Source organism: Streptomyces polyrhachis (assembly GCF_042663125.1).
Lineage (GTDB): Bacteria > Actinomycetota > Actinomycetes > Streptomycetales > Streptomycetaceae > Streptomyces > Streptomyces polyrhachii.
In genome coordinates, this window is record NZ_JBHSZO010000027.1 from 61968 (window position 1) to 85784 (window position 23817).

The following is a 23817-nucleotide window of genomic DNA, read 5'->3' on the forward strand; positions in this document are numbered from 1 at the left end:
CCGCCCCCACAGGAGGGAGGGCGCCGATGGGGCGCTACATCATCAGACGGCTGATCCAGATGATCCCCGTGTTCATCGGGACCACGCTGCTGATCTTCATCATGGTCTACGCGCTGGGCGACCCGGTCACCGCGATGTTCGGCGACCGCCGCCCCGACCCGGCCACCGCGGCGGCGATCCGCAGGGAGTTCAACCTCGACAAGCCCCTGTGGGAGCAGTACCTGCTCTACATGGGCAAGATCTTCACCGGCGACTTCGGCACCGCCTTCAACGGACAGCCCGTCACCGAGCTGATGGCGCAGTCCTGGCCCCTCACCATCAAGCTGGCGATCCTGGCGATCCTGCTGCAGGCCGTGGTCGGCATCACCCTGGGCGTCTTCTCCGGACTGCACCGCGGCGGGGTGCTCGACACCAGCGTCCTGCTGGGCACCCTGGTGGTCATCGCCATCCCGACGTTCGTCCTGGGCTACCTGCTGCAGTACCTCTTCGGCGTGAAGTGGGATGTTCTCCCGGTCACCGTGTCCAACGACAATCCGTCCTTGCAGGACCTCCTCCTACCGGCTGTGGTCCTCGCCGCGGTCTCCCTGGCCTACACCACCCGCCTGGTACGCACCTCGGTCGGCGAGAACGTCCGCGCCGACTACATCCGCACCGCCGTCGCCAAGGGCCTGCCCAAACGCCGCATCACCGTGCGCCACCTGCTGCGCAACAGCCTGATCCCGGTGATCACCTTCCTCGGCATCGACATCGGCAACCTGATGGGCGGCGCCATCGTCACCGAGCGGATCTTCAACATCCACGGCGTCGGCTACCAGCTCTACCAGGGCATCCTGCGCCAGAACGCCCCCACGGTGGTCGGCTTCGTGACCATCCTCGTGATCATCTTCCTGCTGGCCAACCTGCTCGTCGACCTGCTCTACGCGGTCCTGGACCCGAGGATCCGCCTTGCCTGACCAGTCCCCCCACCAGCCGGAGCGCAAGGACCCGCTCGCCAAGACCGGTCCGGGCGACCCGGTCATGCCCCAGTCCACCGACATCGGCATGGACCTGGCCGCCTCGGAGGGCTCCTCCCTCCAGCAGGCGCTCACCACCCTGCCCCCCGAGTCGGGCGAGGCGCGCAGCCTGTGGAGCGACGCCTGGCGCCAGCTGCGCCGCAACCCGATCTTCATCGTCTCGGTGCTGATCATCCTCTTCCTGGTCTTCGTCTCGATCTGGCCCTCCCTGATCGCCAACGGCTCGCCCTACGACTGCGACATCAACAACTCCCGCAAGGGCTCCAGCAGCGGCCACATCTTCGGCTACGACAAGCAGGGCTGCGACGTCTTCGACCGCACCGTCTACGGAGCCCGCGCCTCGGTCGCCGTCGGCGTGCTCTCCACCCTGGGCGCCGCCGTCGTGGGCACCGTCCTGGGCGGCCTGGCCGGCTTCTTCGGCGGCTGGTGGGACGCGATCCTCTCCCGGATCTCCGAGATCTTCTTCGGCATCCCGATCCTGCTGGGCGGCCTGGTCTTCCTCTCCGTCTTCTCCAGCGGCTCGATCTGGCCGGTGATCGGCTTCATCGTCCTGCTGGGCTGGCCGCAGATCGCCCGCATCGCCCGCGGCTCGGTGATCACCGCCAAACAGAACGACTACGTCCAGGCGGCCCGCTCCCTGGGCGCCTCCAACACGCGGATGATGCTGCGGCACGTGCTGCCCAACGCGGTCGCGCCGATCATCGTCGTGGCGACCATCGCGCTGGGCACGTACATCTCGCTGGAGGCGACGCTGTCCTACCTCGGCGTTGGACTGAAGCCCCCGACCATCTCCTGGGGCCAGGACATCTCCGCCGCCTCCACCGAGATCCGCAACGCCCCGCACATGCTGCTGTGGCCGGCCGGGGCGCTGAGCATCACGGTGCTGGCCTTCATCATGCTCGGCGACGCGGTCCGCGACGCCCTCGACCCGAAGCTGCGGTGATCACGGTGAAGCCGAACGACAAGGGCACGCCCCTGCTGGACGTACGCGACCTGCAGGTCGAGTTCCGCACCCGCGAGGGCATCGCCAAGGCCGTCAACGGGGTGACCTACAGCGTCGACGCCGGCGAGACCCTCGCCGTGCTCGGCGAGTCCGGCTCGGGCAAGTCCGTCACCGCGCAGGCCATCATGGGCATCCTCGACACCCCGCCCGCCGCCGTCACCGGCGGGGAGATCCTCTTCCAGGGCAGGGACCTGCTGACGATGGGCGCCGAGGAGCGGCGGAAGATCCGCGGCTCGAAGATCGCGATGATCTTCCAGGACGCGCTGTCCTCCCTCAACCCGGTGCTGAGCGTGGGCTACCAGCTGGGCGAGATGTTCGTGGTGCACCGCGGCATGTCCCGCAAGGACGCCAAGGCCAAGGCCGTCGAGCTGATGGAGCGGGTGAAGATCCCGGCCGCGAAGGAGCGGGTGGGGGACTACCCGCACCAGTTCTCCGGCGGTATGCGCCAGCGCATCATGATCGCGATGGCGCTGGCGCTGGACCCCGAGCTGATCATCGCCGACGAGCCGACCACCGCCCTGGACGTCACCGTCCAGGCCCAGGTCATGGACCTCCTCGCCGAGCTGCAGAGCGAGTCCCGCATGGGCCTGATCCTCATCACCCACGACCTGGGCGTCGTCGCCGACGTCGCCGACCGGATCGCCGTGATGTACGCCGGGCGCATCGTGGAGAAGGCGGACGTGCACGAGATCTACCGCGCGCCCGCCCACCCGTACACCCGCGGACTGCTCGCCTCCATCCCGCGCCTGGACCAGAAGGGCCAGGAGCTGTACGCGATCAAGGGCCTGCCGCCCAACCTGCTCCACCTGCCCTCGGGTTGCGCCTTCCACCCGCGCTGCCCGCAGGTGCAGGAGGTCTGCCTGACGGACCGGCCCCCGCTGTACGAGGTGACCGACGACGCGGGCCGCCCCGTGGAGCCGCGGCGGGAGAGCGCCTGCCACTTCTGGAAGGAGACGCTCGAGATGAGCCTGCGGGAAGGTGGAGAGCGATGAGCGAGCCGGCCGAGGGCGAGCCGATCCTGGAAGTGCGCGACCTGACCAAGTACTACCCGCTCACCCAGGGCATCCTCTTCAAGAAGCAGGTCGGCGCGGTCAAGGCCGTCGACGGCGTCTCCTTCGACCTGCGCAAGGGCGAGACCCTCGGCATCGTCGGCGAGTCCGGCTGCGGCAAGTCCACCGTCGCCAAGATGCTCGTCAACCTGGAGCACCCCACCTCGGGCACCATCCGCTACAAGGGCGAGGACATCTCCCACCTCTCCCCCCGGGCGCTGAAGTCCGTGCGGCGCAACATCCAGATGGTCTTCCAGGACCCCTACACCTCGCTCAACCCCCGCATGACGGTCGGCGACATCATCGGCGAGCCCTTCGACATCCACCCCGAGGTCGCGCCCAAGGGCTCCCGGCGCGGCAAGGTGCGCGAACTGCTCGACGTCGTCGGGCTCAACCCCGAGTACATCAACCGCTATCCGCACCAGTTCTCCGGCGGCCAGCGCCAACGTATCGGCATCGCCCGGGGACTGGCGCTCAAGCCCGAGGTCATCGTCGCCGACGAGCCGGTCTCCGCGCTGGACGTCTCGGTGCAGGCGCAGGTCATCAACCTGATGGAGCGGCTGCAGGACGAGTTCGGACTCTCCTACGCCTTCATCGCCCACGACCTGTCCATCGTCCGGCACATCTCCGACCGGGTCGCCGTCATGTACCTCGGCAAGATCGTCGAGTTGGGCTCCGACGAGGAGATCTACGAGCACGCCACCCACCCGTACACCCAGGCGCTGCTCTCCGCCGTCCCCGTCCCCGACCCCACCGCCCGCGAGGAGGCCGCGCGGATCATCCTGCAGGGCGACGTGCCCTCGCCGGCCAACCCGCCCTCGGGCTGCACCTTCCGCACCCGCTGCTGGAAGGCCCAGCCCCGCTGCGCGCAGGAGGTGCCGCTGCTGATCGTGCCGCCGCACCTGGAGAAGTACGGCCCGCCGGTGGCGCACCCCTCGGCGTGCTTCTTCGCGGAGGAGCTCAACGCGGGGACGCCGTAAGCGCGTTACGGGGGCCCGGAGTACTCCGGGCCCCCGTACGCGAGTGTCCCGCCTTAGCCCGCGACCTCGATCGTGCCTACCCGCTTGGCCGGGTCGGTCTGCTGCAGGGCAGCCATGACCGCCTGCGCCACGTCGGTCGGCTGGACCGGCGTCCTGCTGCCGTCGGCGCGCTCGACGGTGAGGCCGTCGAAGGTGCTGCCGTAGAGGCCCGCCAGCGCCTTGGTGTCGACGTACGGGGCGAGCTTGCCCTCGGGGGTCGGCACCAGCGACAGGAACTTGGGCAGCGACCTCTGCGGGCTGAACTCGATCGACGTCCCACCTGCGACGACCTTGACGTTGGCCGACATGAACAGCGCGGCCTCGTTCTTCATCGCCCGCTCGAACTCCGCGTCGCTGACCTTCGGTTCCTGCTTGCCCACCGGCAGCACGACGACCCGGTTGGGGCCGCCCTCGGCACGCGTGTCGAAGGCGGCCTGGACCACGTCCATCGCCTTGGCCACGTCGACACTCTCACTCGCCGTGCCGGGGACCTTCACGGCCCTGCCCGCCTCGAACCTGATCATCCCGTCCCGGGCACCCGCGCCCGTACCGGAGAGGTCCTCCAGCGCGGCGCGGAGCTTGTCCTTGTCGTCCGACATCACGGGCTCGACCTCACGCGAGCCGCCGAAGAGCGAGCCGATCACGGAGACCGGGTTGTAGTCGCTGCCCGTGGCCGCCCGGACGGTCGCCGCGGTGTCCATCTCCAACCCCGCGGCCTGCGGCTTCAACGTCCGCTCGGTGTCGCCGACCCGCAGCTTCATCGGGGCGGTCAGCCGCCCCTGCAACTCGGCGTCCAGCGTGCTGACCGCCTCGTCGCGCGTGCTGCCGCCGATGTCGACGCCCAGGACGGTGGTGCCGTTGGGCACGTCGGAGTGGTTGAGGACCAGCCCCGCGCCGTAGGCGACGGCCAGCAGCGCGAACACACCGCCGCCCGCCAAGGCCGCCAGCTTCTTCGGGTCGGGACCCCGGCGGCCGCGCCGGGGCTGCCGGGCCTCCTCGGGGGGCGCGGCGTCGAAGCGGTACGCCTGGCCCCCGGTGTCACGGACCGCACCGGGACCGGCGGGCGGGACCGGGGGCGCCATGTGCCCGCCGGGGGGCTGCATGAAACCGGGGGTGTCCATCGCCTCGCGGGCGAAGGGGGAGGAGGGCTGGGGCGCGGACGGCTGGGGCGCGGAGGGGAAGGGGTTGCCCATCTGCGGCGGGGCGGGGGCGTGGATGGTCCCCGAGGCGCCCGTGGAGGGCGCGCCTCCGGTGGACGCGGGCGCGGAGCCGGGCCGCGTGGTGCGGGCGGCGGGTCCGGGCGGACCCGCCGGCGGGGCCTCGTCGGCGGGCGGCGCCAGCTTGAAGCTGCCGGTGACCGGGCCGGCCGTCGAGCCGCCGGGGGCACGTCCGGCCGGGCGGCCGGGCGGCACGGGCGGCGTGTCCCGTACCGGAGAGGCGTTGGCCGGATCGCCGGCCGCGAAGCCGTGGCCGTCGGTGCGCACCGCCGGCAGCTGCGCCGTGGACTCGGCCGGGGCGGGCGCGGCCGCGTCCCGTACGGGCAGGGCGTCGCGCACGGGCGGCCCGGCCGGGGGAGGGGGCACGGCGTCGCGTACGGGCGGCGCGGCCTGCGGGGGAGCGGCGGGCGCGGGCGGCTGCGCGGACGCGGCACCGGGCTCCTGCGGGGCGGAGGGCTTGCGGGGGCTGAACCACTCGCTGACCTTCTCCTCGCCCCCCTCGGCGGAGGCACCGGAAGAGGGCGGACCGGCCGAGGCGGCCTCGCGCACGGGCCGCGCCTCCCGTACGGGCAGGGCCTCGCGTGCGGGAGGCGCCCCCTGCGCACCGGAGCCGGCCGGCGGCTCGGCGCCACCGCCCTCGACGGACGTGCGCATCACGACCGGCGGAATCGGCCGCGAGCCGGGGATGTTGATCCGGACCCGCGTGGTCAGCGTCGTCTCGGTCCTGGGGCCGTCCTCGGCGTCCGGGGACAGCGGTCCGGGAGCGCCGGGCGTCGCGGAGGCGTCCGCACGCCGCCCGTCCTGTATCGGGAAGGGCGGGGTCCCCGGGGGGTAGGGCGCGTCTGAACGCCCCTGGGGCCCGGTCGACGGACTGTCGGTTTCTCGGCTCAAGGCAGGTCTCCTGATCGGTTCCGCCTCCGCCGGACAGCGCGAAGGTGCGGAAACAGGCTCGAAGGGGCTGCCCGGCGGATCACCCCGCAGTCGACGTGCACCCGGCTCGCACCGGTCGGCACCCGCCGCCTGGGGGCGGGGTGATCCGCCGGACAGGCCTCGCGGCGCGCACCACCTTACTGGGCGCCGTCCCCCCGTAGGCCCGGACCGTCCTCCCCTTCACTCCGGAGGGAGCGAGCAAAGCGGGACGAGACCATCCGTCAGCGGACGAGTCGACCCGCCTTGAGGGAGGGCGTCTCGACCGGAGGGGCAGTGGTGCAGATCACAGCCGCGGCGATCCCGCCCAGCAGGAAGAGGTACGAGCTCCCCGCCGCCCCCACCAGGTAGTCGCCCTCAGGCCGGGTGGTCATCAGCAGCAGGACGGCGACGAGCCACCCCGCGGCGGGCGCGAACCCCCCGCCGCGCGTGCGCACCGCCAGCACGCCGCCGAAGCACAGCCCGCCGATCCCCAGCACGGAGAGCAGCAGCCCCCAGGGGAACCAGGCGGCCTGCACCAGCACACCGGCCGCCCCGGTGAGCAGGCCGAGCAGCGCGAGGCCGGCCAGGGCCAGCAGCCGGGGGGCGGTCACGCGTCCACCTGCGCGCCGCAGTCGGGGCCGGGGGTCGCGGTGGTCCGGGCGGGCGCGGGGGTTGCGGCGACTGCGGCGATTCCGGCGAAGAGGTCGTCCTCCCACTCGCCGGCGGGCGCCCCGGAGGCGCCGCGGACGAGCCGGTAGTACTCGGTGCCCAGCAGGGGCTGCCCCAGCTCGTTGGACAGCGCGAAGAACGGCCCGTCCACCGCGATCTGCGTGGCGTGCGCCCGCATCGCCGCGGCCTTGGCCTCCCCGTACGCACCGGCGCCCTCGATCCGGGCGGTGACCTCGGCGTCGTCCACCACACCGGGTACGTCCTCGGCGGCGGCGATCCCCGGGAAGGGCGACGCCTTCCCCGCGGCCCGCAGCCGCTCGAAGCCCGCCTCCACCACGGAGCGCGGCACGCAGTTCCAGTACACCTTCGGCACGTCCCAGCCGTCGGCCGCCGCCAGCTCCACGGCGCGCATCGCGACCCGGTGCGCCTGGATGTGGTCGGGGTGGCCGTAGCCGCCGTTCTCGTCGTACGTGACGAGCACCTGCGGCCGTACCTCCGTGATCACCTCGGCCAGTGCCCCGGCGGCCTCGTCCACGTCGGCCCGCCAGAAGGAGCCGGGGGCGTCGTTCTGGGCGACGCCCATCATCCCGGAGTCGCGATAGCGACCGGCCTCCCCGAGGAAGCGGTGGTCGCTGACGCCCAACTCGCGCATCGCGGCGGCCAGTTCCCCCACCCGGTGCTCCCCGAGCCGGTCCTCCAGCCCGGCGGCCAGATGCCCCAGCTCCGCCGGGATCACCTCGCCCTCCTCACCGAGCGTGCAGGTCACCAGCGTGACCAGCGCGCCCTCGGCGGCGTACCGGGCCATGGTGGCCCCGTTGTTGATCGACTCGTCATCGGGATGTGCGTGGACCAGCAGCATCCGGCGCGAAGGCAACGGCGAACTCATGGGCCCCAGCTTACGAGCCGGACCGCGCACGTGGCGCGGCGCCGGATCGGCCTCCTGCCGCGGGGGCGCCGCGCAGCCGTCGCGGGGCTGTCGCGGGGCCGCCGCGCAGCCGTCAGAAGTTGATGCTGCTGATCATCCGGGTGACCCCCGCCACGGTCTCCTGCACGGTGGGCGCGACGGACGACCCCGCGAGATAGAAGCCGAGAAGCACACAGACCACGGCGTGCGCCGCCTTGAGTCCGGACTTCTTGACAAGCAGCACGACGATGATCGCGAGTACCAGCACAAGCGAGATCGACAGCGCCACGGTGGCCCACCTCCCGGTCGGACGACGACTCAGACTTCATACCCACGGAGCGCTACGCATCATAACTATCCGCGACCGCGCAAAGTCAGGCGCATCGGTGCATGAGAGGGGGGCGCAGGCACAACTGGCCTGGGGAGATTACCAGTTGGGATCTTCGGAGGCTTCGGACGAGGGGGCGGGAGGGGGCACCCGACTCCGCAGCGGCTCGGCGGCGACCCCGTGCGCCCGCTGCCCGGCGAGCGCCCACAGCACCGCGAAGGCGGCCGACAGCAGCGCCGGCCCCGCCGCGACCTCCACCGCCCGGGAGAAGGGGAGCGCCCCGAAGTCGGCGAAGGCCCGCTCCCGCAGCGCGACCGAGGTCTCCGCCACCCCCCGCCCCAGCACCAGCGCCGCCGCGGTCATCCCCAGCGGCCGGGACAGGGGGGCGCGCAGCAGGGCGGCCGCGGCGGCGGTCAGGCACCACGCCACCGCGCACCACGCGCCGTACGCGGGCGGCGGTCCCAGCAGCGGCCCCGCGATCCCGTCGCCGGTCAACTCCCGTACGTACCGCGCCCATCCGGCGCCGAGGGCGTCGTGCACGGCCCATCCGGCGAGCCCGGCGGCGGCCGCCGACAGGAGGAGGGAGGCGGTGAAGGCGGCTCCGTCCCCGGGGGCGGGCGGGGGGAGTTGGCGCCTGCGGCCCCGACCCGCCCCGGCCCCGGCGGGCCGCCGCCCGGCGGCGACGGCGATCAGCAGCACGGCGGCCAGCGTCGCGGCCCCGCCGGCGCTCAGCAGCACCCGGTTGCGCAGCTCACTGTCCAACGCACCCGGCGAGGCGGTGCCGTTGAGCGTCCACAGGGCGGGGACGCGCAGGGCGACGGCAGCGGCGGCGACACTGCCGAGGATTCCGGCGGCGGCGCGGGAGTGCGGGACGGCCGCGGCGGCGACGGCGCAGACGAGGACGAGCACGGGGTCGTAGAGCGAGCTGACCTGGACCGCGTCCGGAGCGGCCGCCCCGGCCCAGCCCCACCACACCGGCGCCGGCGACCCGGCGGCGGCGAGGTCGCGCGCGATCCACAGCAGGGACGGCAGGGCGAGCAGCACGCAGCAGCCCGTTCCGAAGAGGCGCACCCCGCGCCCGAGTACCTGTCCGTCCACGCTGATCGCCGGTCCCGGATGCCGTCGTAGAAAAAATCTCCCGAAGCGCCCCCCAGGGCACACCCGGCACTAAGGTCTACACCTCTGGGCAGACAGGGACAAGGCCGAACAGGGCTCCGGCCGGACGCCCCGAGGCGCCCGGCCGGATGACGGCACCCGCACGGCCGTACGTTCCTCAGAGTGGCGCGTTCGTATATCGGAGAGGCGACAGGCAAGTTGCCTGCATGTAAACCGAGTTAATCACTAAATGTCCGAGATGCCCGACTCGCCGGTGTCGTGTCAAGCACGTATGGACCTCAATCTGCAAAACATCCGCTCAAGAAGCATTCCACCACTACAACTTCCCGGGCCACCCCCTTGACTGGGGGATGAATCGATTGCGAAAGTCCGGACAACCCACAGCGCAACACCATTGCGCTGACACAAGATCGGTTCGGGAGCACAAGCCCATGACGAGTCCATCCCAGGCTGAACAGGTCGGCCTCGAGCCGGCCCTGGAGCCAGCGGATACGGCCATCCCCGAGGGGGGCAAGAAGCAGGAGCTGGCCGGGCGTTCGCCGGGACAGCTCATCTGGCTGCGCTACAAGCGCGACCGCGTGGGCGTCCTGTGCACGTACGTGGTGCTGGCCTTCTATCTGGTCGCCCTCTGCGCCCCGCTGATCTCGATGCTCTACGGGAAGAACCCCTACGACCAGTACGGTCTGGACAACGGCCTGTTCGACGAGTTCGGCCTCCCCGGAGCCTACGGAGGCATGTCCTCGGAGCACTGGTTCGGCATCGAGCCGAACCTCGGTCGCGACGTGTTCATGCAGCTCGTCTACGGCATCCGCACCTCGCTGCTGATGGCGATAGTGGTGACGATCCTGTCGATCGGCCTGGGTGTGCTCATCGGCTTGGTCGGCGGCTTCATGGGCGGCTGGGTCGACTACGCCATCAGCCGGGTCACGGACTTCGCGCTGGCCATCCCGTCCCAGCTGTTCATGATCGCCGCGACGCCGGTCATCGTGGCGGTGTTCGTCGGCCCGCTGGACGAGACGCCCACCTACGTGCGTGCTCTGTCGATCATCATCGTGCTGTGGTTCCTCGGCTGGATGGGCATGGCGCGCCTCGTGCGCAGCACCACGCTTACCCTGCGCGAGCGGGAGTTCGTCGAGGCGGCCAAGGTCTCCGGCGCCTCGCGCTGGCGGATCATCCGCAAGGAGCTGCTGCCCAACCTGGTCTCCCCGATCATCGTGCAGGCGACTTACACGCTGCCCAGCACGATCCTCTCGGTCGCCTTCCTCAGCTTCGTCGGCGTCGGCTTCGTGGAGCCGACGCCCGACTGGGGGCGCATGTTCGCGACAGGCGCCAAATACATGGAATCGGCCCCGATGTACATGCTGTTCCCGGGTGCTGCCATGTTCATCTTCGTCGCGGCCTTCAACCTTCTGGGTGACTCGGTCCGAGACGCTTTCGACCCGAAATCCGGACGCTAGTCGTCCGCTTGAGGGGGGTGGCTGCCACCCCGCCACCGGGCGACCGGATGTGTCAGGCAGCGCAAGTGAATTAACTATCCGACAGGCAGGTGCATTCAAGAATGAAGCTCCTTCATTCACGCAGCGCGCGCGCAATAGTGGTCGCGCTGGCGGCTGGTTCGCTGGCGCTGACCGGCTGCAGCTCTGACAGCGACAAGGGCGGCAAGGCCAACGGCGCGGCCAACAAGGACGACGCCAAGAAGCAGTCCGAGCAGATCACCTTCGGCACCGCCAAGGAGTCGCAGGGTCCGGCCGAGCCGGTCCCGGGAGCCAAGCCCGGCGGCACGATCGTGTCCTACCAGGAGGCGGACTTCTCCCACTGGGACCCGGGCCAGATCTACGTCTCCGACGCCGGTCTGATGGCCACGATCCTCCACCGCGGTCTGACCGCGAACAAGGAGACGATCGACGGCAAGAAGATGATCGTCGGCGACATCGCCACCGACACCGGTACCACCGAGGACGGCGGCAAGACCTGGAAGTACACGCTCAAGGACGGCATCAAGGACGAGAATGGCAACGCCATCACGTCCAAGGACATCCGCCACACCTTCGAGCGTCTTGCGGCCAAGTTCATCACGGACGGCCCGACCTACGTCCAGGGCTGGCTCGGCGGTAGCCCCGACGAGTACCGCAAGCTGCTCCCGGACGGTCCCTACAAGGGCAAGCACCTGCCGGCCTCGATCCTCGAGACCCCGGATGACAAGACGGTTATCTTCCACCTGAAGACGGCTCAGCCCGACTTCCCGTACGCGCTGGCCATGGCCGGCTACTCCGTGGTCCCCGAGAAGGCGGACACCAAGGAGAAGTACGACCAGAAGCCGGTCGCGCTCGGCCCCTACAAGTTCGGCGAGTACAAGCCGGGCAAGGAGCTGACCCTCGTCAAGAACACCAACTGGGACGCGGCCTCCGACCCGGTCCGCCGCCAGCAGGTGGAGTCCTGGAAGTTCGAGATCGGCCCCACCGTCTCGGACCAGACCAAGACGCTGCTCGCCGACCGCGGTGAGGCGAAGAACGCGATCCAGGCCCTCGGCGCCGTGGACACGACGCTCGTCAAGGACGTCGTGACCAACAAGGCCGCCATGGCCCGTACGATCCAGGGCTTCCAGCCCTACGTCTGGCAGCTCAACTTCAACATGGAGAAGCTGAAGGACAAGCGGATCCGTGACGCGATCACGTATGCGGTCCCGAACCAGAACTTCCTCATGCAGGACGGTGGCAACTACGGCGGCGAGGTCGCCGGTGGTCTGCTCGCCCCGACCCTGCCGGGCTTCGAGAAGGACTTCGACCCGTTCGGCAAGCTGAAGAAGCCGAACGGCGACCCGGAGAAGGCCCGCGCCCTCCTCAAGGAGGCCGGTGCCGAGGGCATGGAGCTGCTGTACGCCTACTCCAACACGGAGATCCGGCAGAAGCAGGCCGTCGTGCTGGTTGCCGCGCTGGAGAAGGCCGGCTTCAAGGTCAAGAAGAAGGAGCTGGACGGCGCCACCTGGTACGAGCAGGTCGGCAAGGTCTCGCGTCCCTACGACATCTTCATGACCGGCTGGGGCCAGGACTGGCCGTCGCCGAGCACCGTGATCCCGCCGGTCTACGACGGCACCGTGATCGCTGATGGCGCGTCGAACTACTCGCACATCAACGACCCGCACGTCAATGCCGAGATCAAGCGCATCTCCGCCATCACCGACCCGGTGAAGGCCAGCAAGGAGTGGAACACCCTCCACCACTACATCGTGGAGAAGGTGAACCCGGCCGCGCCGATCTACTACACCAAGCAGCTGCAGATCAGCGGCTCGAACGTCGGTGGCCTTCACTACAGCACGTTCACCAGCTACATCGATCTGAACCGGCTGTTCCTGAAGAGCTGACGCTCTGAAGCGGAAACCGGGGGTGCGCGCACGGCGGGGCGCGCACCCCCGGATCCGCCCGTCCCACACCCCTGTCTTTGCCGCCGCCGTCGTCCTGAGAGCAGCGAACTGCCATGCTTCAATTCCTCATTCGCCGGGTGCTCGGCGCGGTCGTGATCCTGGTGGGTATCACGATCTTCACGTTTGCCCTTTTCTACGTGGTTCCGCAGGACCCCGCGCTGCTCATGTGCGGCAAGAACTGCACCGATTCGAACATCCAGCGGATCCACGAGAACCTGGGTATCGACCAGCCCGTCATCAACCAGTTCTGGGACTACCTGGTCGGCTTGTTCGCCGGTCGTGACTTCGCGACGACCGCCTGCCCGGCCCCGTGTCTGGGCGTGTCCTTCGACACCGGCACGCCGGTGCTCGACACCATCATGGACCGGTTCCCGCTCACGCTCTCCCTCACGTTCGGCGGCATCTTCTTCTTCCTCATCATCGGCCTCGGCTCCGGCATGATCGCGGCCTGGTACAAGGGCACACTGATCGACAAGTTCTTCAGCGGCCTGTCCATGACGCTGAGTGCCTTCCAGATCTACGTGCTCGGCCCCTTGATCATGCTCGCTCTCGTGTACAGCACCGGCTGGCTGGAGAAGCCCGCCGACGTACCCATCACCGAGAGCGTCAGCGGCTGGGCCATGGGACTGCTCATCCCGTGGTTCGTGATCTCGACGATCTTCGCCGCGCAGTACACGCGTATGTCCCGCGCCTCGCTGATCGAGCAGTTGCAGGAGGAGCACATCCGCACCGCCCGCGCGAAGGGCATGAGCCGGCCCTACGTCTTCTTCCGCTACGCCTGGCGCGGTTCCCTCGTCCCCATCGTGACGATCCTGGGCATGGACCTCGGTTCGCTGCTCGGCGGCGCGATCGCCACGGAGTTCACCTTCAACCTCCACGGCCTCGGCAAGCTCGCGGTGGGGGCGGTCAACAAGGTCGACATGCCGATGTCGATGGGTGTGCTGCTCTTCGGCGCCTTCTTCATCCTGCTCTTGAACATCGTCGTGGACGCCCTGTACGCGTTCATCGACCCCCGCGTGCGGCTGTCCTAGGAGAACGACCCGTGACCACTTTGACCAAGCCCGAGAACGCGGCGGTCCCGGCCGGATCCCAGGACCCCTTCCTCTCGGTCCGCGACCTCAGCGTCCGCTTCTCCACCGAGGACGGCGTCGTCAAGGCCGTCTCCGACCTGTCCTTCGACGTCGAGCGGGGCAAGACCCTCGGCATCGTGGGCGAGTCCGGATCCGGCAAGTCGGTAACCAACCTGACGATCCTGGGACTGCACAACCCGCAGTTCACCACTGTCACCGGCCAGATCACCCTGGACGGCCAAGAGCTGATCGGCGTTCCGGAGAAGACTCTGGAGCAACTGCGCGGCAACCAGATGGCGATGATCTTCCAGGATCCGCTGACCGCGCTGTCGCCGTACTACACGATCGGTCGGCAGATCGCCGAGCCGTACATGAAGCACACGGGCGCCTCCAAGCGCGAGGCCAAGCAGCGCGCCGTCGAGATGCTGGAGAAGGTCGGAATCCCCCAGCCCAAGCTGCGCGTGGACGACTACCCGCACCAGTTCTCCGGCGGTATGCGCCAGCGTGCGATGATCGCCATGGCGCTTGTCTGCAACCCCGACCTGCTGATCGCCGACGAGCCGACCACGGCGCTCGACGTGACCGTGCAGGCGCAGATCCTCGACCTGCTCAAGGACCTGCAGCAGGAATTCGGCTCCGCGATCATCTTCATCACCCACGACCTCGGCGTGATCGCCGACGTCGCCGACGACATCATGGTGATGTACGGCGGCCGGGCGGTGGAGCGCGGCACCAAGGCCGAGGTCCTGCGCGCACCCCGGCACCCGTACACGTGGGGACTGCTCAGCTCGATGCCGCGGCTGGACAGTCCGGTCGAGGAGCCGCTGACGCCCATCCCGGGGACGCCGCCCTCGCTGCTGACCCCGCCGTCGGGCTGCTCCTTCCATCCCCGCTGCGACTACACCGGGGACGTGTCCGGGACGGCCTGCACCACGAACCGACCGCTGCTGGCGTCCGGCCGGGCGTCCGCCTGCCACCTGACGGCCGAACAGAAGCAGTCCATCTTCATCGAGCAGATCAAGCCCCGGCTGGGCTAGGGAGTACGAGACATGAGCGAGAACCTCACCCTGACCAAGCCGGAGGACTCCGCGACCGGGAAGACCGGCGCCCCTCTGCTCACCGTGGAGGGGCTGACCAAGCACTTCCCGATCTACGGCGGCTTCCCCATCAAGCGCAAGGTCGGCGCGGTGCAGGCCGTCGACGGCCTGTCGCTGACGATCCACGAGGGCGAGAGCTTCGGCCTCGTGGGCGAGTCCGGCTGCGGCAAGTCGACCACGGGCCGACTGGTTACCCGGCTGCTGGACCCGAGCGGCGGTCGCATCTCCTACCGCGGCCAGGACATCACGTACGCCAACCGCCGGCAGCTCGCGCCGATCCGGTCCGAGATCCAGATGATCTTCCAGGACCCGTACTCGTCGCTGAACCCGCGGCAAACGGTCGGCGCGATCATCAGTGGCCCGATGGAGATCAACGGCATCAACCCGCCGGGGGGCCGCGAGGCCCGGGTACGGGAGCTGCTGGAGACCGTCGGCCTCAACCCCGAGCACTACAACCGCTTCCCGCACGAGTTCTCCGGCGGTCAGCGCCAGCGCATCGGCGTGGCCCGCGCGCTCGCGCTGGAGCCGAAGCTGATCGTCGCGGACGAGCCGGTCTCGGCGCTGGACGTGTCGATCCAGGCGCAGGTCGTCAACCTGCTGCAGAAGGTGCAGAAGGAACTCGGCATCGCGTTCCTCTTCATCGCCCACGACCTCGCGATCGTGCGGCACTTCTCGCAGCGCGTGGCGGTCATGTACCTCGGCAAGATCGTCGAGGTGGGTACCCGGGACGAGATCTACAACCGGCCCCGCCACCCGTACACGCACGCTCTGCTCTCGGCCGTGCCGGAGGCTGACCTCACTGGTGACGGCGAGGCCACGCACGAGCGCATCCGCCTCGCGGGCGACGTGCCCTCGCCGGTCAACCCGCCCTCGGGCTGCCGCTTCCGCACCCGCTGCTGGAAGGCGCAGGACGTGTGCGCCACCCAGGAGCCGCCGCTGGTGCAGATCGGCGGGAACGCGGCCGGTCACCTGACCGCCTGCCACTTCCCGGAGGACCCGACGACCGAGCGGGAGACGGCGATCATCCTCGACCCGGCGCTCGCCGCGCTCGAGGACGTCTCGCTCATCCCGTCGCCCGCGACCTCGCCCGAGGACGTGGCGCCGGACGCCGCGGCCGAGGAGTCGGTCGAGGCTGCCGAGGAGGAGCAGGAGGTCGTCGCCGCGGAGGCGGACGGCCCGGCCGAGACCGTCGACACGGCGGAGGCGGCCGAGGTCGCGGAGGCCGCCGAGGCTGCCGACGCCGAGGACGGCGACCCCAAGGATGCCACTGACGCCCGTTGACCCGAGCCCAGTGGAAGTGAAGCCCACACCCACACCCCAGCACCACGGGTGTGGGCTTCGCGTTTCCCCGGCGACGCCCGGCACGCACTCTCGGCGTGCGGGGGCTTGGGACAGGTGGCTCCGCCACATGTCCCAAGCCCCCGCACGCCGAGAGCTGGGGTATCCCCTGCTCGAAGAGCTTGGGGAGGCACCGGACGCCGCCGGGCCGGGGTGTTAGTTCATGCGGGCTCGCGCTGTTCGGGCTTGGTTTTGGATGATCTTTGCCGCTGCTGGGTCCACGTTCGTGAGCATCGCTGCGTACTCGTCCATCTCTGTTGCCCCCTTGGCGAAGTCGCCCCTGTCCACCAGGAGTTGGGCTCGTTCCAGGCGGAGGCGGGCGGGGTGGGCCGGGAGGAGGAGGGGCAGTTCCACTGCCCAGAGGTGGACCTCTGAGCGTTCCGGGCGGGAGGCGGCCCAGGCGCGGATGTTGTTGAGGATGCGCAGGACGATCTCCAGGGGGTCCGCCGGGCGCATCATCGACGGGGTCAGGCCCTGGCCCGTCGCGCCCACGACCAGCAGCTCCGCGTCCGCCGCCGAGAGCGGGCGGCCGCCGTCGAAGGGGTCGGCCAGTACGGGGGTGCCCGGACCCTGCGGATCGCCGAAGCCGATCACGAAGTGCCCCGGCAGCGCGACGCCGTACACCGGGGCCCCCGCCCGCCGCGCCACCTCCAGCCAGACCACGGAGAGCAGGATCGGCAGCCCCCGCCGGCGCCGCAGCACCTCCGGGAGCAGGGAGGACTCCAGCCGCCGGTAGTCCTCGCCGCTGCCGTGGAAGCCCAGCCGGCCGCCCAGCAGCTCCGCCGTGGCGCGGGCCCACTCCTGGGGGCCGCCCGGGCGGTAGGGGAGCATCCCGGCCAGCTCGTCCAGCTCGATCTGGGCCTCGTCGACGCCCCGGTCGACCCCCTGCCCGTACACCTGCGGCCCCGCCTCGGCGGCCAGCAGCAGGCAGAGCAGCGCGAGGTCGGGGCGGTCCGCGCGGGCCGCCTCGGCGAAGGCGTGGCGGGAGTCGTCTGTCACAGCAACTGCCTCTGGTCTTCCCGTGGTTCGGCTTCGGGCTGGGTCCGTACCGGACCTGGGGGAGGGGTCAGTCTCCCGGGCGGCGGAAGTAGCAGTAGCCGTGGTGGGTGGTGAAGCCCAGGCCCGCGTAGAGGGCGTGGGCCCCCTCATTGTCCGCTTCCACCTGGAGGTACGCCGCCGACGCGCCCTCCTCCAGGGCCTTCCCCGCCAGGGCCGCCATCACGCGCCGGGCCAGCCCCGTACGCCGGTGCTCCGGCGCCGTCTCCACCGCCGCGAAGCCCGCCCAGCGCCCGTCCACCACGCACCGGCCGATCGCGGCGGGGGCGGTGGGGGAGTCGCCGGGCACGGTGGCGAACCAGACCGCACCGCCCGGGGGAGCGCCGTGCAGCACCGCCTCGGCGGCGGGGGTGAGGGCGCCGGCGCGGTGGTAGAGGGCGCACCAGCCCTCGTCCGCTGTACGGGACAGAGTCGCCTTCCTGGTCAGGGCGCCGGCCCCGTTGTCCCCGCCACCCCCGGCGAGGTCCGCGACCCGGGCCAGGGCGGCCGTCTGCGTCCACGTGGCGGCCTCCGGCAGCCAGCCGCGTGCCGACAGCCGCGCCGCGAGGCCCTCGGGCGCCGCGTCGTCGGCGAGCTGGACGTACGCCGGCAGCCCGCGCGCCGCGTACCACGCGCCCGTACGCTCCAGGGCCTCGTCCAGCCCCACGCCCGGATCGCCCACCGCCAGCGCCGAGTTGGCCCGGCGGGTGAAGCCCTCCGCCGCCCGCAGCGTCCACTCCCCGAGCGGCTCCGCCTCCAGGGGCGGCCAGCCGCGCGCCGCCACCCGCGCCAGCTCCGCCGCCGAGGCCGCCGGTCCGCCGCGCCGCGCCGGCGTCGCGGGGACGACCTTCGCCGCGACGAGCGCCGACTGGGCGACCTGGGCCCGCGTGCCGTCCCGCCGGAGGAGGCGCAGCACGCCGTCGTCCCAGGATGTGAGCACGCCGAGGGTGTCGGTGAACCGTCCGCCCCGCGCGTCCGATCCCGTCAGACTCCGCAGCGAGACGCGTTTTCCCACGTCAGCGGGGGTGATGCGGATTTCGAGCCGGGCTCCAGTGGTGAATTCCACAGTGTTCCCCACCCCTCCTGTTCGTTCCGTGGCCTGGAGCGGAGATACTAGACGCGGGCATCGACTCGACCTGTGCCAGCCGCGCTCCCGCGCTTCCGCGGTCCCGTCCCCGTTCGGGGACACCGCGCCCTATCGAGGAGGAACAACAGCGTGACCTACGTCATCGCAGAGCCTTGTGTGGACGTCAAGGACAAGGCCTGCATCGAGGAGTGCCCCGTTGACTGCATCTACGAGGGCCAGCGGTCCTTGTACATCCACCCGGACGAGTGTGTCGACTGCGGTGCCTGCGAGCCGGTCTGCCCGGTCGAGGCGATCTTCTACGAGGACGACACCCCCGAGGAGTGGAAGGACTACTACAAGGCGAACGTCGAGTTCTTCGACGACCTCGGCTCGCCCGGTGGCGCCTCCAAGCTCGGGCTGATCGAGCGCGACCACGCGTTCATCGCCGCGCTGCCCCCCATGAACGCCGAGGGCTGACGCGGCCGTCGCGCCAGGGCGTGCTGTGAGCCGGCCCTCGTCCGGGAGCGATCCGCTCCGGGGCGGGGGCCGTGCCCGTATCCGAGACCGAGAGAAGGAGATTCCCGTGCGTCCTGTGTCCGGGCGACTGCCCGTCTTCCCCTGGGACCGCCTTGAGCCCTACAAGGCCGTTGCGGCCGCCCACCCCGGCGGCATCGTGGACCTCTCCGTGGGTACGCCCGTCGACCCGGTGCCGGACCTGGTCCGCAAGGCGCTGGCGGAGAACTCCGACAGCCCCGGCTACCCCTTCGCCTGGGGTACGGCCGAGCTGCGCGAGGCGATCGCCGGCTGGTTCGCGCGCCGGCTGGGCGTGGCCGTCGAGCCTTCGGCGACGCTGCCGCTGATCGGCTCCAAGGAGCTGGTCGGCTGGCTGCCCACGCTGCTCGGGCTGGAGCCGGGCGACCAGGTGGCCTATCCCGAACTGGCCTACCCCACCTACGAGATCGGCGCGCTGATGGCGCACGCCGAGCCGGTCTCCTACCGCGATCCCGTGACCGACCTTGATCCGGCGCGGGTGAAGCTGCTCTGGCTCAACACCCCGTCCAACCCGACGGGTCGGACCCTGGACGCCGCCGAGCTGCGCCGTATCGTCGACTGGGCGCGCGGCCACGGGATCGTGGTCGTCTCCGACGAGTGCTACCTCGAACTGGGCTGGGAGGCCGACCCCGTCTCCGTGCTCCACCCGGACGTCTGCGGCGGCTCGCACGAGGGGCTGCTCGCGGTCAACTCCCTCTCCAAGCGCTCCAACTTCGCCGGCTACCGGGGCTCGTACCTCGCGGGCGACGCGGACCTCGTCAAGGAGCTGCTGGGGGTGCGCAAGCACACCGGGATGATGGTCCCGTACCCCGTACAGGCGGCGATGATCGCGGCGTTGGGCGACCAGGCGCACGTGGACGAGCAGCGGGAGCGCTACGCCCGCCGCCGCGCGGCGCTGCGGGAGGCCCTCGCGGGGGCCGGCTTCCGCATCGAGCACAGTGAGGCGTCCCTCTACCTCTGGGCGACGCGCGGGGAGCCCTGCTGGGACACGGTCGGCTCGCTGGCCGAGCGCGGCGTCCTCGTCGCGCCGGGGGAGTTCTACGGGCCCGCGGGCGCGGAGTTCGTCCGGGTGGCCTTCACGGCGACGGACGAGCGGGTCGCGGAGGCGGTACGCCGCCTGGCGTGAGCGCATCCACCGCGCGGGGCCTCGGGGGCCCCGCGCGGTAGGGCTTGCGGCGGCGGTCAGCCGAGGGGGAGGGCCTGGAGCGGGAGGGCCTGGAGCGGGAGGGCGTCGAGCGGCAGCGCCTGGAGCGGCAGCGCGTCCAACGGCAGTCCCTGGACGGGGAGTCCGTCCAGCGGAGTCCCCGCCACGGGCAGGCCGGCTGCGGGCGGCCCGTCCGCGGGCAGCTGGTCCACGGGCAGCGGGGCATCCCGCAGCCCCGGCGCCGGTACGTCCACCGCGGCCGTGTCGAGGACTCCGGCGGCGGCCGGCAGCACGGTGGCCTGCGCGGTCCCGGGCAGCCCGGACAACTCCGTCAGCTCCGTCAGCTCCGTCAGCTCGGTCGCGGTGGCCGCCGTGCCGCCCAGGCCCTCGGGGACGAGCCCGTGGTCGTTCGGGGCGGCGCTCGCGGCGCCCGCGGCGCCCAGGACGGAGACGCCGCCGGCGGCGGCGAGCAGTGCGGCGCGGGCGATACGGCGGGTGAGGGGGATGGACATGGGGCTGGCTCCTTCGGGGAATCCGAGTCGGCCGGGATTCCCGGTGCTTCGACGGTGTCGGTGATGTCGCCGCCCGGGGCGGCGGGACGAACCGTCGTCGTCGCCGTCCGGACGCCGTGACTACCGCGCGACCGTGCGGAAGGTTTCGTTCCCCTTATTCGGCGGCCGACGGGCGCTCCCGGCTCTCCGCCACCGAAAAACCCGGGGAAAACGGACGCGGGCCCCGCCCCTCGTACACCTGCCTGACCTGCGGTTTCCCGCCGAAGCGCCGACCCAGCACACCGCGCCCCGAAGCTCCCGCCGCGACCCGCCAGGGTTAGCCCGATCCGGCGACGCCTCGAACTACTGTGCAGGCGTAATGCGCACGTCCCCCGGACCGGCCGGCCCCGCAGCGCCCTCCGGCGTCTCGCGCCAGCCCTCTCCCGACTCCGCCGCCGACCACTCCCGGCCCGCGAACGACACCCGCTCCAGCCGCAGTTCGTCCGCGTGCGCCACCGCCCAGTGCGCCAACTCCCAGCCCCGGCGCGGCGATCCGCCGTCCTCGCCGTCCCCGCGCTCCGGCGTCACCACGACGACGCCGCCCGCCGAGCCCGGCCGCGTACGACCGCCGCCACCGCCCTGGGCGAGCGCCCCGGCGCCGAACTCCCGCGCCAGCAGCGCCCGTACGGCCCCCGCGTCCGCCGCCTCCCGATCGGGGGCGGCCCCCGTGGTGCAGCTCAGCGCCGCCTCCTGGTGCCCCGTGAGCGCGGCGGACAGCAGGGTCGCGGCCGGCTCGTGCTTCGCGTACGCCTGCGGGAAGCCGCTGCGCTGGACGCGCTGGGCGGCGACCGTCAGCGGCAGCCGGGAGTAGCCGCGCACCTCGGCCAGGTGCTCGTAGAACTTCCCCGCCGAGTAGACCGGGTCCATGATCTGCCCCTCGTCGCCCCAGCCCTGCGAGGGCCGCTGCTGGAAGAGGCCCAGGGAGTCGCGGTCGCCGTAGCGGATGTTGTGCAGCTCGGACTCCTGCATCGCGGTGGCCAGCGCGATCGTCACCGCCCGCGGCGGCAGCCCGCGCGCGGAGGCCACCGCGCTGATGGTCGCCGCGTTGGCGGTCTGCTCCGGGTCGAACTCCCGCGACTCGCCGGTACGCGCGTCGCGCACGGTGCAGTGCGGCGGGGCGCCGCCGCCCGAGACCAGATGGATCACCACGTAGCCGCCCAGCCCGAGCAGCACGCAGAGCGTCAGAAGCGCTCGGCGGCGACGGCCGCGCCGGGGTCGGGGAGTGGGCGGGTGCACGCCGCCACCGTAGTCCCCCGGACGGTACGGCGGCGATGGGGGAGCCCCTGTGTACGACCTGCGACACAACGGGGCTGTCGGCGGTGGGGAGTAGGGTCGGACGGCATGGAGCGACCCGTACTCGATCTCAGCCAGGACCCCGCCGTGCTCACCGCCCAGCTGGTGGACATCCCCTCCGTCAGCGGTGATGAGAAGGAGCTGGCCGACGCCGTGGAGGAGGCGCTGCGCGCCCTGCCGCACCTGCGCGTCGACCGCGACGGCAACGCCGTCGTGGCGCGCACGGAGCTGGGCAGGCCCGAGCGCGTGGTCCTCGCCGGCCATCTGGACACGGTGCCGATCGCGGACAACCTCCCCTCCCGGCTGGACGGCGACGGCCTCCTGTGGGGCTGCGGCACCACGGACATGAAGGGCGGCGTCGCCGTCCAGCTCTGGCTCGCCGCCCGGCTGACCGCGCCCAACCGCGACCTGACCTTCGTCTTCTACGACAACGAGGAGGTCGCCGCCGACCTCAACGGCCTCAAGCGCCTCGCGGAGACCCACCCCGACTGGCTGGCCGGCGACTTCGCCGTGCTGCTGGAGTCCTCCACCGGCGAGGTCGAGGGCGGCTGCCAGGGCACCCTGCGGGTCATGCTGCGCACGGCCGGCGAGCGGGCCCACTCCGCGCGCAGCTGGATGGGCAGCAACGCCATCCACGCCGCGGCGCCGCTGCTGGCCCGCCTCGCGCAGTACGAGGAGCGGCGGGTGGTCATCGACGGCCTGGAGTACCGCGAGGGCCTCAACGCCATCCGCATCTCCGGCGGCGTCGCGGGCAACGTCATCCCCGACGAGTGCGTGGTCACCGTCAACTTCCGCTTCGCACCCGACCGCAGCGAGGCGCAGGCCCTCGACTGGCTGCGGGAGTTCGTCGCCGGCTGCGGCGTCGCCGAGCTGACCGTCGACGACTCCTCCCCGGGCGCGCTGCCCGGCCTCTCCCACCCGGCGGCGAAGGCGTTCCTGGCGGCGGTGGGCGGCCCTGACATGCAAGCGCGCCCCAAGTTCGGCTGGACGGACGTCTCCCGCTTCAGCGCGCTGGGCGTCCCGGCGGTCAACTACGGCCCCGGCGAGGCGGACTACGCCCACAAGCGCGACGAGCGGGTGGACACGGCGCTGATCGCCCAGTGCGCGCAGCGGCTCGAAGCCTGGTTGTCCGCTTAGTCTGGTTTTTCAATTGTCCGGTCCGGAGGGAGCATCACCTATGACGTCCTCGGCAGGCAGTACGGAATCCGGCGGTACGCCGCCCGCGGCGCGGCGGCGCAACAGGCTTCAGCGCGGCACGACGGACCAGCATCTGCTGGACAGCCGCACCCGCTCCGCGGAGTACGTGCACGAGGATCCCTGGCGGGTGCTGCGCATGCAGGCCGAGTTCGTCGAGGGCTTCGGCGCCCTCGCCGAGGTCGGGCCCGCGATCGCCGTCTTCGGCTCGGCGCGTACGAAGCCGGGCACCCCGGAGTACGAGTCGGGCGTCGCGGTCGGCCGCGCCCTCGCCGAGGCCGGCTTCGCGGTGATCACCGGTGGTGGGCCCGGCGCCATGCAGGCCGCCAACCAGGGGGCGATGGAGGGCGGCGGCCTCTCCGTCGGGCTGGGGATCGAGCTTCCCTTCGAGCAGGGGATGAACCCGTACGTCGAACTGGCCGTCGACTTCCGCTACTTTTTCGTCCGCAAGACCTGCTTCGTGAAGTACTCCGAGGGGTTCGTCACGCTGCCCGGTGGGCTGGGCACGCTGGATGAGCTGTTCGAGGCGTTGACGCTGGTCCAGACCCGTAAGATCACGCGGTTTCCGATCGTGCTGTTCGGGAGTGCGTACTGGAGTGGGCTGATCGACTGGCTGCGGGCGACGGTTGTCGCCGAGGGGAAGGCGTCGCCGGAGGATCTTGATCTCTTCCACATCACGGACAGCGTCGAGGAGGCTGTGCGGCTGGTGTCCAAGGAGGCGCCGGACGGGCGGCTGGAGGTGTGACGTCGGGGGCTGCTTTGCGTTGGGGGGCGGGGGCTTCTTCGCGTCGCTGGGGCGGGGCCTCTCCGCGACAACTCCGAAAAGCCA

At 71.3% G+C, this 23817-nt stretch carries 21 protein-coding genes and 1 pseudogene; 13 read left to right on the forward strand and 9 right to left on the reverse strand.

Annotated features, from left to right (window positions below; translation table 11 throughout):
• Positions 1 to 26 precede the first annotated feature (26 nt).
• Genes ACFQLX_RS17770 through ACFQLX_RS17785 form a run of 4 tightly spaced genes read left to right on the forward strand, consistent with a single transcriptional unit; the run spans position 27 to position 4045 of the window.
• Positions 27 to 953, forward strand: coding sequence for an ABC transporter permease (locus ACFQLX_RS17770; protein ID WP_386416322.1), 927 nt, complete (start codon positions 27 to 29; stop codon positions 951 to 953).
• Entirely contained in the window at positions 946 to 1956 is a 1011-nt protein-coding gene (locus ACFQLX_RS17775; RefSeq protein ID WP_386416324.1) for an ABC transporter permease, read from the forward strand. The genes ACFQLX_RS17770 and ACFQLX_RS17775 overlap by 8 nt, the downstream gene beginning before the upstream one ends.
• A 5-nt stretch (positions 1957 to 1961) precedes the next feature.
• Positions 1962 to 3008 carry an ABC transporter ATP-binding protein gene (locus tag ACFQLX_RS17780; protein ID WP_386416326.1) on the forward strand — a complete coding sequence of 349 codons (1047 nt, stop codon included), beginning with the start codon at positions 1962 to 1964 and terminating at the stop codon, positions 3006 to 3008.
• Positions 3005 to 4045, forward strand: coding sequence for an ABC transporter ATP-binding protein (locus tag ACFQLX_RS17785; RefSeq protein ID WP_386416327.1), 1041 nt, complete (start codon positions 3005 to 3007; stop codon positions 4043 to 4045). Before ACFQLX_RS17780 ends, ACFQLX_RS17785 begins: the two co-directional genes overlap by 4 nt.
• Before the next feature lie 53 nt (positions 4046 to 4098).
• Here ACFQLX_RS17785 and ACFQLX_RS17790 read toward each other — a convergent pair whose 3' ends face one another.
• From ACFQLX_RS17790 to ACFQLX_RS17810, 5 genes are all read right to left on the reverse strand, one after another.
• Positions 4099 to 6192 (reverse strand): peptidoglycan binding domain-containing protein, encoded by a 2094-nt coding sequence (locus ACFQLX_RS17790; protein WP_386416330.1) that lies wholly within the window; start codon positions 6190 to 6192, stop codon positions 4099 to 4101.
• A gap of 260 nt (positions 6193 to 6452) precedes the next feature.
• Positions 6453 to 6821, reverse strand: a complete 369-nt coding sequence (locus ACFQLX_RS17795; RefSeq protein ID WP_386416332.1) for a DUF6113 family protein — start codon at positions 6819 to 6821, stop codon at positions 6453 to 6455.
• Entirely contained in the window at positions 6818 to 7765 is a 948-nt protein-coding gene (gene mshB, locus ACFQLX_RS17800; RefSeq protein WP_386416335.1) for an N-acetyl-1-D-myo-inositol-2-amino-2-deoxy-alpha-D-glucopyranoside deacetylase, read from the reverse strand. Before mshB ends, ACFQLX_RS17795 begins: the two co-directional genes overlap by 4 nt.
• A gap of 112 nt (positions 7766 to 7877) precedes the next feature.
• The gene (locus ACFQLX_RS17805; RefSeq protein WP_386416338.1) at positions 7878 to 8072 is read right to left on the reverse strand and encodes a hypothetical protein; all 195 of its coding nucleotides are present in this window, start codon (positions 8070 to 8072) and stop codon (positions 7878 to 7880) included.
• Positions 8073 to 8210: 138 nt separating this feature from the next.
• Positions 8211 to 9209 (reverse strand): hypothetical protein, encoded by a 999-nt coding sequence (locus ACFQLX_RS17810; RefSeq protein WP_386416340.1) that lies wholly within the window; start codon positions 9207 to 9209, stop codon positions 8211 to 8213.
• Between the two features lie 449 nt (positions 9210 to 9658).
• On the opposite strand from ACFQLX_RS17810, the gene ACFQLX_RS17815 reads away from it, so the two are divergent.
• The 5 genes and pseudogenes from ACFQLX_RS17815 to ACFQLX_RS17835 form a co-directional block, all read left to right on the forward strand.
• Positions 9659 to 10684 carry an ABC transporter permease gene (locus ACFQLX_RS17815; protein ID WP_386416343.1) on the forward strand — a complete coding sequence of 342 codons (1026 nt, stop codon included), beginning with the start codon at positions 9659 to 9661 and terminating at the stop codon, positions 10682 to 10684.
• A 101-nt stretch (positions 10685 to 10785) separates the two neighbouring features.
• Positions 10786 to 12588 (forward strand): ABC transporter substrate-binding protein, encoded by a 1803-nt coding sequence (locus ACFQLX_RS17820; RefSeq protein WP_386416345.1) that lies wholly within the window; start codon positions 10786 to 10788, stop codon positions 12586 to 12588.
• 113 nt (positions 12589 to 12701) lie between these two features.
• Complete coding sequence (locus tag ACFQLX_RS17825) at positions 12702 to 13679, forward strand: ABC transporter permease (protein ID WP_386416348.1); 978 nt, start codon at positions 12702 to 12704, stop codon at positions 13677 to 13679.
• Between the two features lie 11 nt (positions 13680 to 13690).
• Positions 13691 to 14755, forward strand: coding sequence for an ABC transporter ATP-binding protein (locus tag ACFQLX_RS17830; protein ID WP_386416349.1), 1065 nt, complete (start codon positions 13691 to 13693; stop codon positions 14753 to 14755).
• A gap of 12 nt (positions 14756 to 14767) precedes the next feature.
• Positions 14768 to 15877: pseudogene (locus ACFQLX_RS17835) on the forward strand (ABC transporter ATP-binding protein); the annotation flags it as partial.
• A gap of 432 nt (positions 15878 to 16309) precedes the next feature.
• Here ACFQLX_RS17835 and ACFQLX_RS17840 read toward each other — a convergent pair.
• Together ACFQLX_RS17840 and ACFQLX_RS17845 are read right to left on the reverse strand one after the other, a co-directional pair.
• Positions 16310 to 17152 (reverse strand): transglutaminase-like and tetratricopeptide repeat-containing protein, encoded by an 843-nt coding sequence (locus ACFQLX_RS17840; RefSeq protein ID WP_386416352.1) that lies wholly within the window; start codon positions 17150 to 17152, stop codon positions 16310 to 16312.
• Between the two features lie 67 nt (positions 17153 to 17219).
• Complete coding sequence (locus ACFQLX_RS17845) at positions 17220 to 18254, reverse strand: GNAT family N-acetyltransferase (protein WP_386416354.1); 1035 nt, start codon at positions 18252 to 18254, stop codon at positions 17220 to 17222.
• A gap of 150 nt (positions 18255 to 18404) precedes the next feature.
• Between ACFQLX_RS17845 and fdxA the strand changes: the two genes are divergently transcribed.
• Both fdxA and dapC read left to right on the forward strand, forming a co-directional pair.
• Complete coding sequence (gene fdxA, locus ACFQLX_RS17850) at positions 18405 to 18731, forward strand: ferredoxin (protein WP_386416357.1); 327 nt, start codon at positions 18405 to 18407, stop codon at positions 18729 to 18731.
• A gap of 106 nt (positions 18732 to 18837) precedes the next feature.
• Positions 18838 to 19932: a succinyldiaminopimelate transaminase gene (dapC, locus tag ACFQLX_RS17855; protein WP_386416359.1), complete on the forward strand. Its 1095-nt coding sequence runs from the start codon at positions 18838 to 18840 to the stop codon at positions 19930 to 19932.
• A 56-nt stretch (positions 19933 to 19988) separates the two neighbouring features.
• Here dapC and ACFQLX_RS17860 read toward each other — a convergent pair whose 3' ends face one another.
• Positions 19989 to 20462, reverse strand: a complete 474-nt coding sequence (locus tag ACFQLX_RS17860) for an ATP-binding protein (RefSeq protein ID WP_386416361.1) — start codon at positions 20460 to 20462, stop codon at positions 19989 to 19991.
• A 342-nt stretch (positions 20463 to 20804) separates the two neighbouring features.
• A complete protein-coding gene (locus ACFQLX_RS17865) occupies positions 20805 to 21737 on the reverse strand; it encodes a VldE C-terminal domain-containing protein (protein ID WP_417846491.1) in 933 nt (310 codons plus the stop codon).
• A gap of 105 nt (positions 21738 to 21842) precedes the next feature.
• Here ACFQLX_RS17865 and dapE point away from each other — a divergent pair, with 105 nt between their 5' ends.
• Complete coding sequence (dapE, locus tag ACFQLX_RS17870; protein WP_386416367.1) at positions 21843 to 22931, forward strand: succinyl-diaminopimelate desuccinylase; 1089 nt, start codon at positions 21843 to 21845, stop codon at positions 22929 to 22931.
• Positions 22932 to 22971: 40 nt separating this feature from the next.
• Positions 22972 to 23733 (forward strand): LOG family protein, encoded by a 762-nt coding sequence (locus ACFQLX_RS17875; protein WP_386416369.1) that lies wholly within the window; start codon positions 22972 to 22974, stop codon positions 23731 to 23733.
• The last annotated feature ends 84 nt before the right edge of the window (positions 23734 to 23817 follow it).

Excerpts from the sequence above, each read along its gene's own strand:
- ACFQLX_RS17770 (WP_386416322.1), top strand. The coding sequence starts at position 27 with ATGGGGCGCTACATCATCAGACGGCTGATCCAGATGATCCCCGTGTTC.
- ACFQLX_RS17785 (WP_386416327.1), top strand. The coding sequence starts at position 3,005 with ATGAGCGAGCCGGCCGAGGGCGAGCCGATCCTGGAAGTGCGCGACCTG.
- mshB (WP_386416335.1), bottom strand. The coding sequence starts at position 7,765 with ATGAGTTCGCCGTTGCCTTCGCGCCGGATGCTGCTGGTCCACGCACAT.
- ACFQLX_RS17815 (WP_386416343.1), top strand. The coding sequence starts at position 9,659 with ATGACGAGTCCATCCCAGGCTGAACAGGTCGGCCTCGAGCCGGCCCTG.
- ACFQLX_RS17820 (WP_386416345.1), top strand. The coding sequence starts at position 10,786 with ATGAAGCTCCTTCATTCACGCAGCGCGCGCGCAATAGTGGTCGCGCTG.
- ACFQLX_RS17825 (WP_386416348.1), top strand. The coding sequence starts at position 12,702 with ATGCTTCAATTCCTCATTCGCCGGGTGCTCGGCGCGGTCGTGATCCTG.
- ACFQLX_RS17860 (WP_386416361.1), bottom strand. The coding sequence starts at position 20,462 with ATGTCCATCCCCCTCACCCGCCGTATCGCCCGCGCCGCACTGCTCGCC.
- dapE (WP_386416367.1), top strand. The coding sequence starts at position 21,843 with ATGGAGCGACCCGTACTCGATCTCAGCCAGGACCCCGCCGTGCTCACC.
- ACFQLX_RS17875 (WP_386416369.1), top strand. The coding sequence starts at position 22,972 with ATGACGTCCTCGGCAGGCAGTACGGAATCCGGCGGTACGCCGCCCGCG.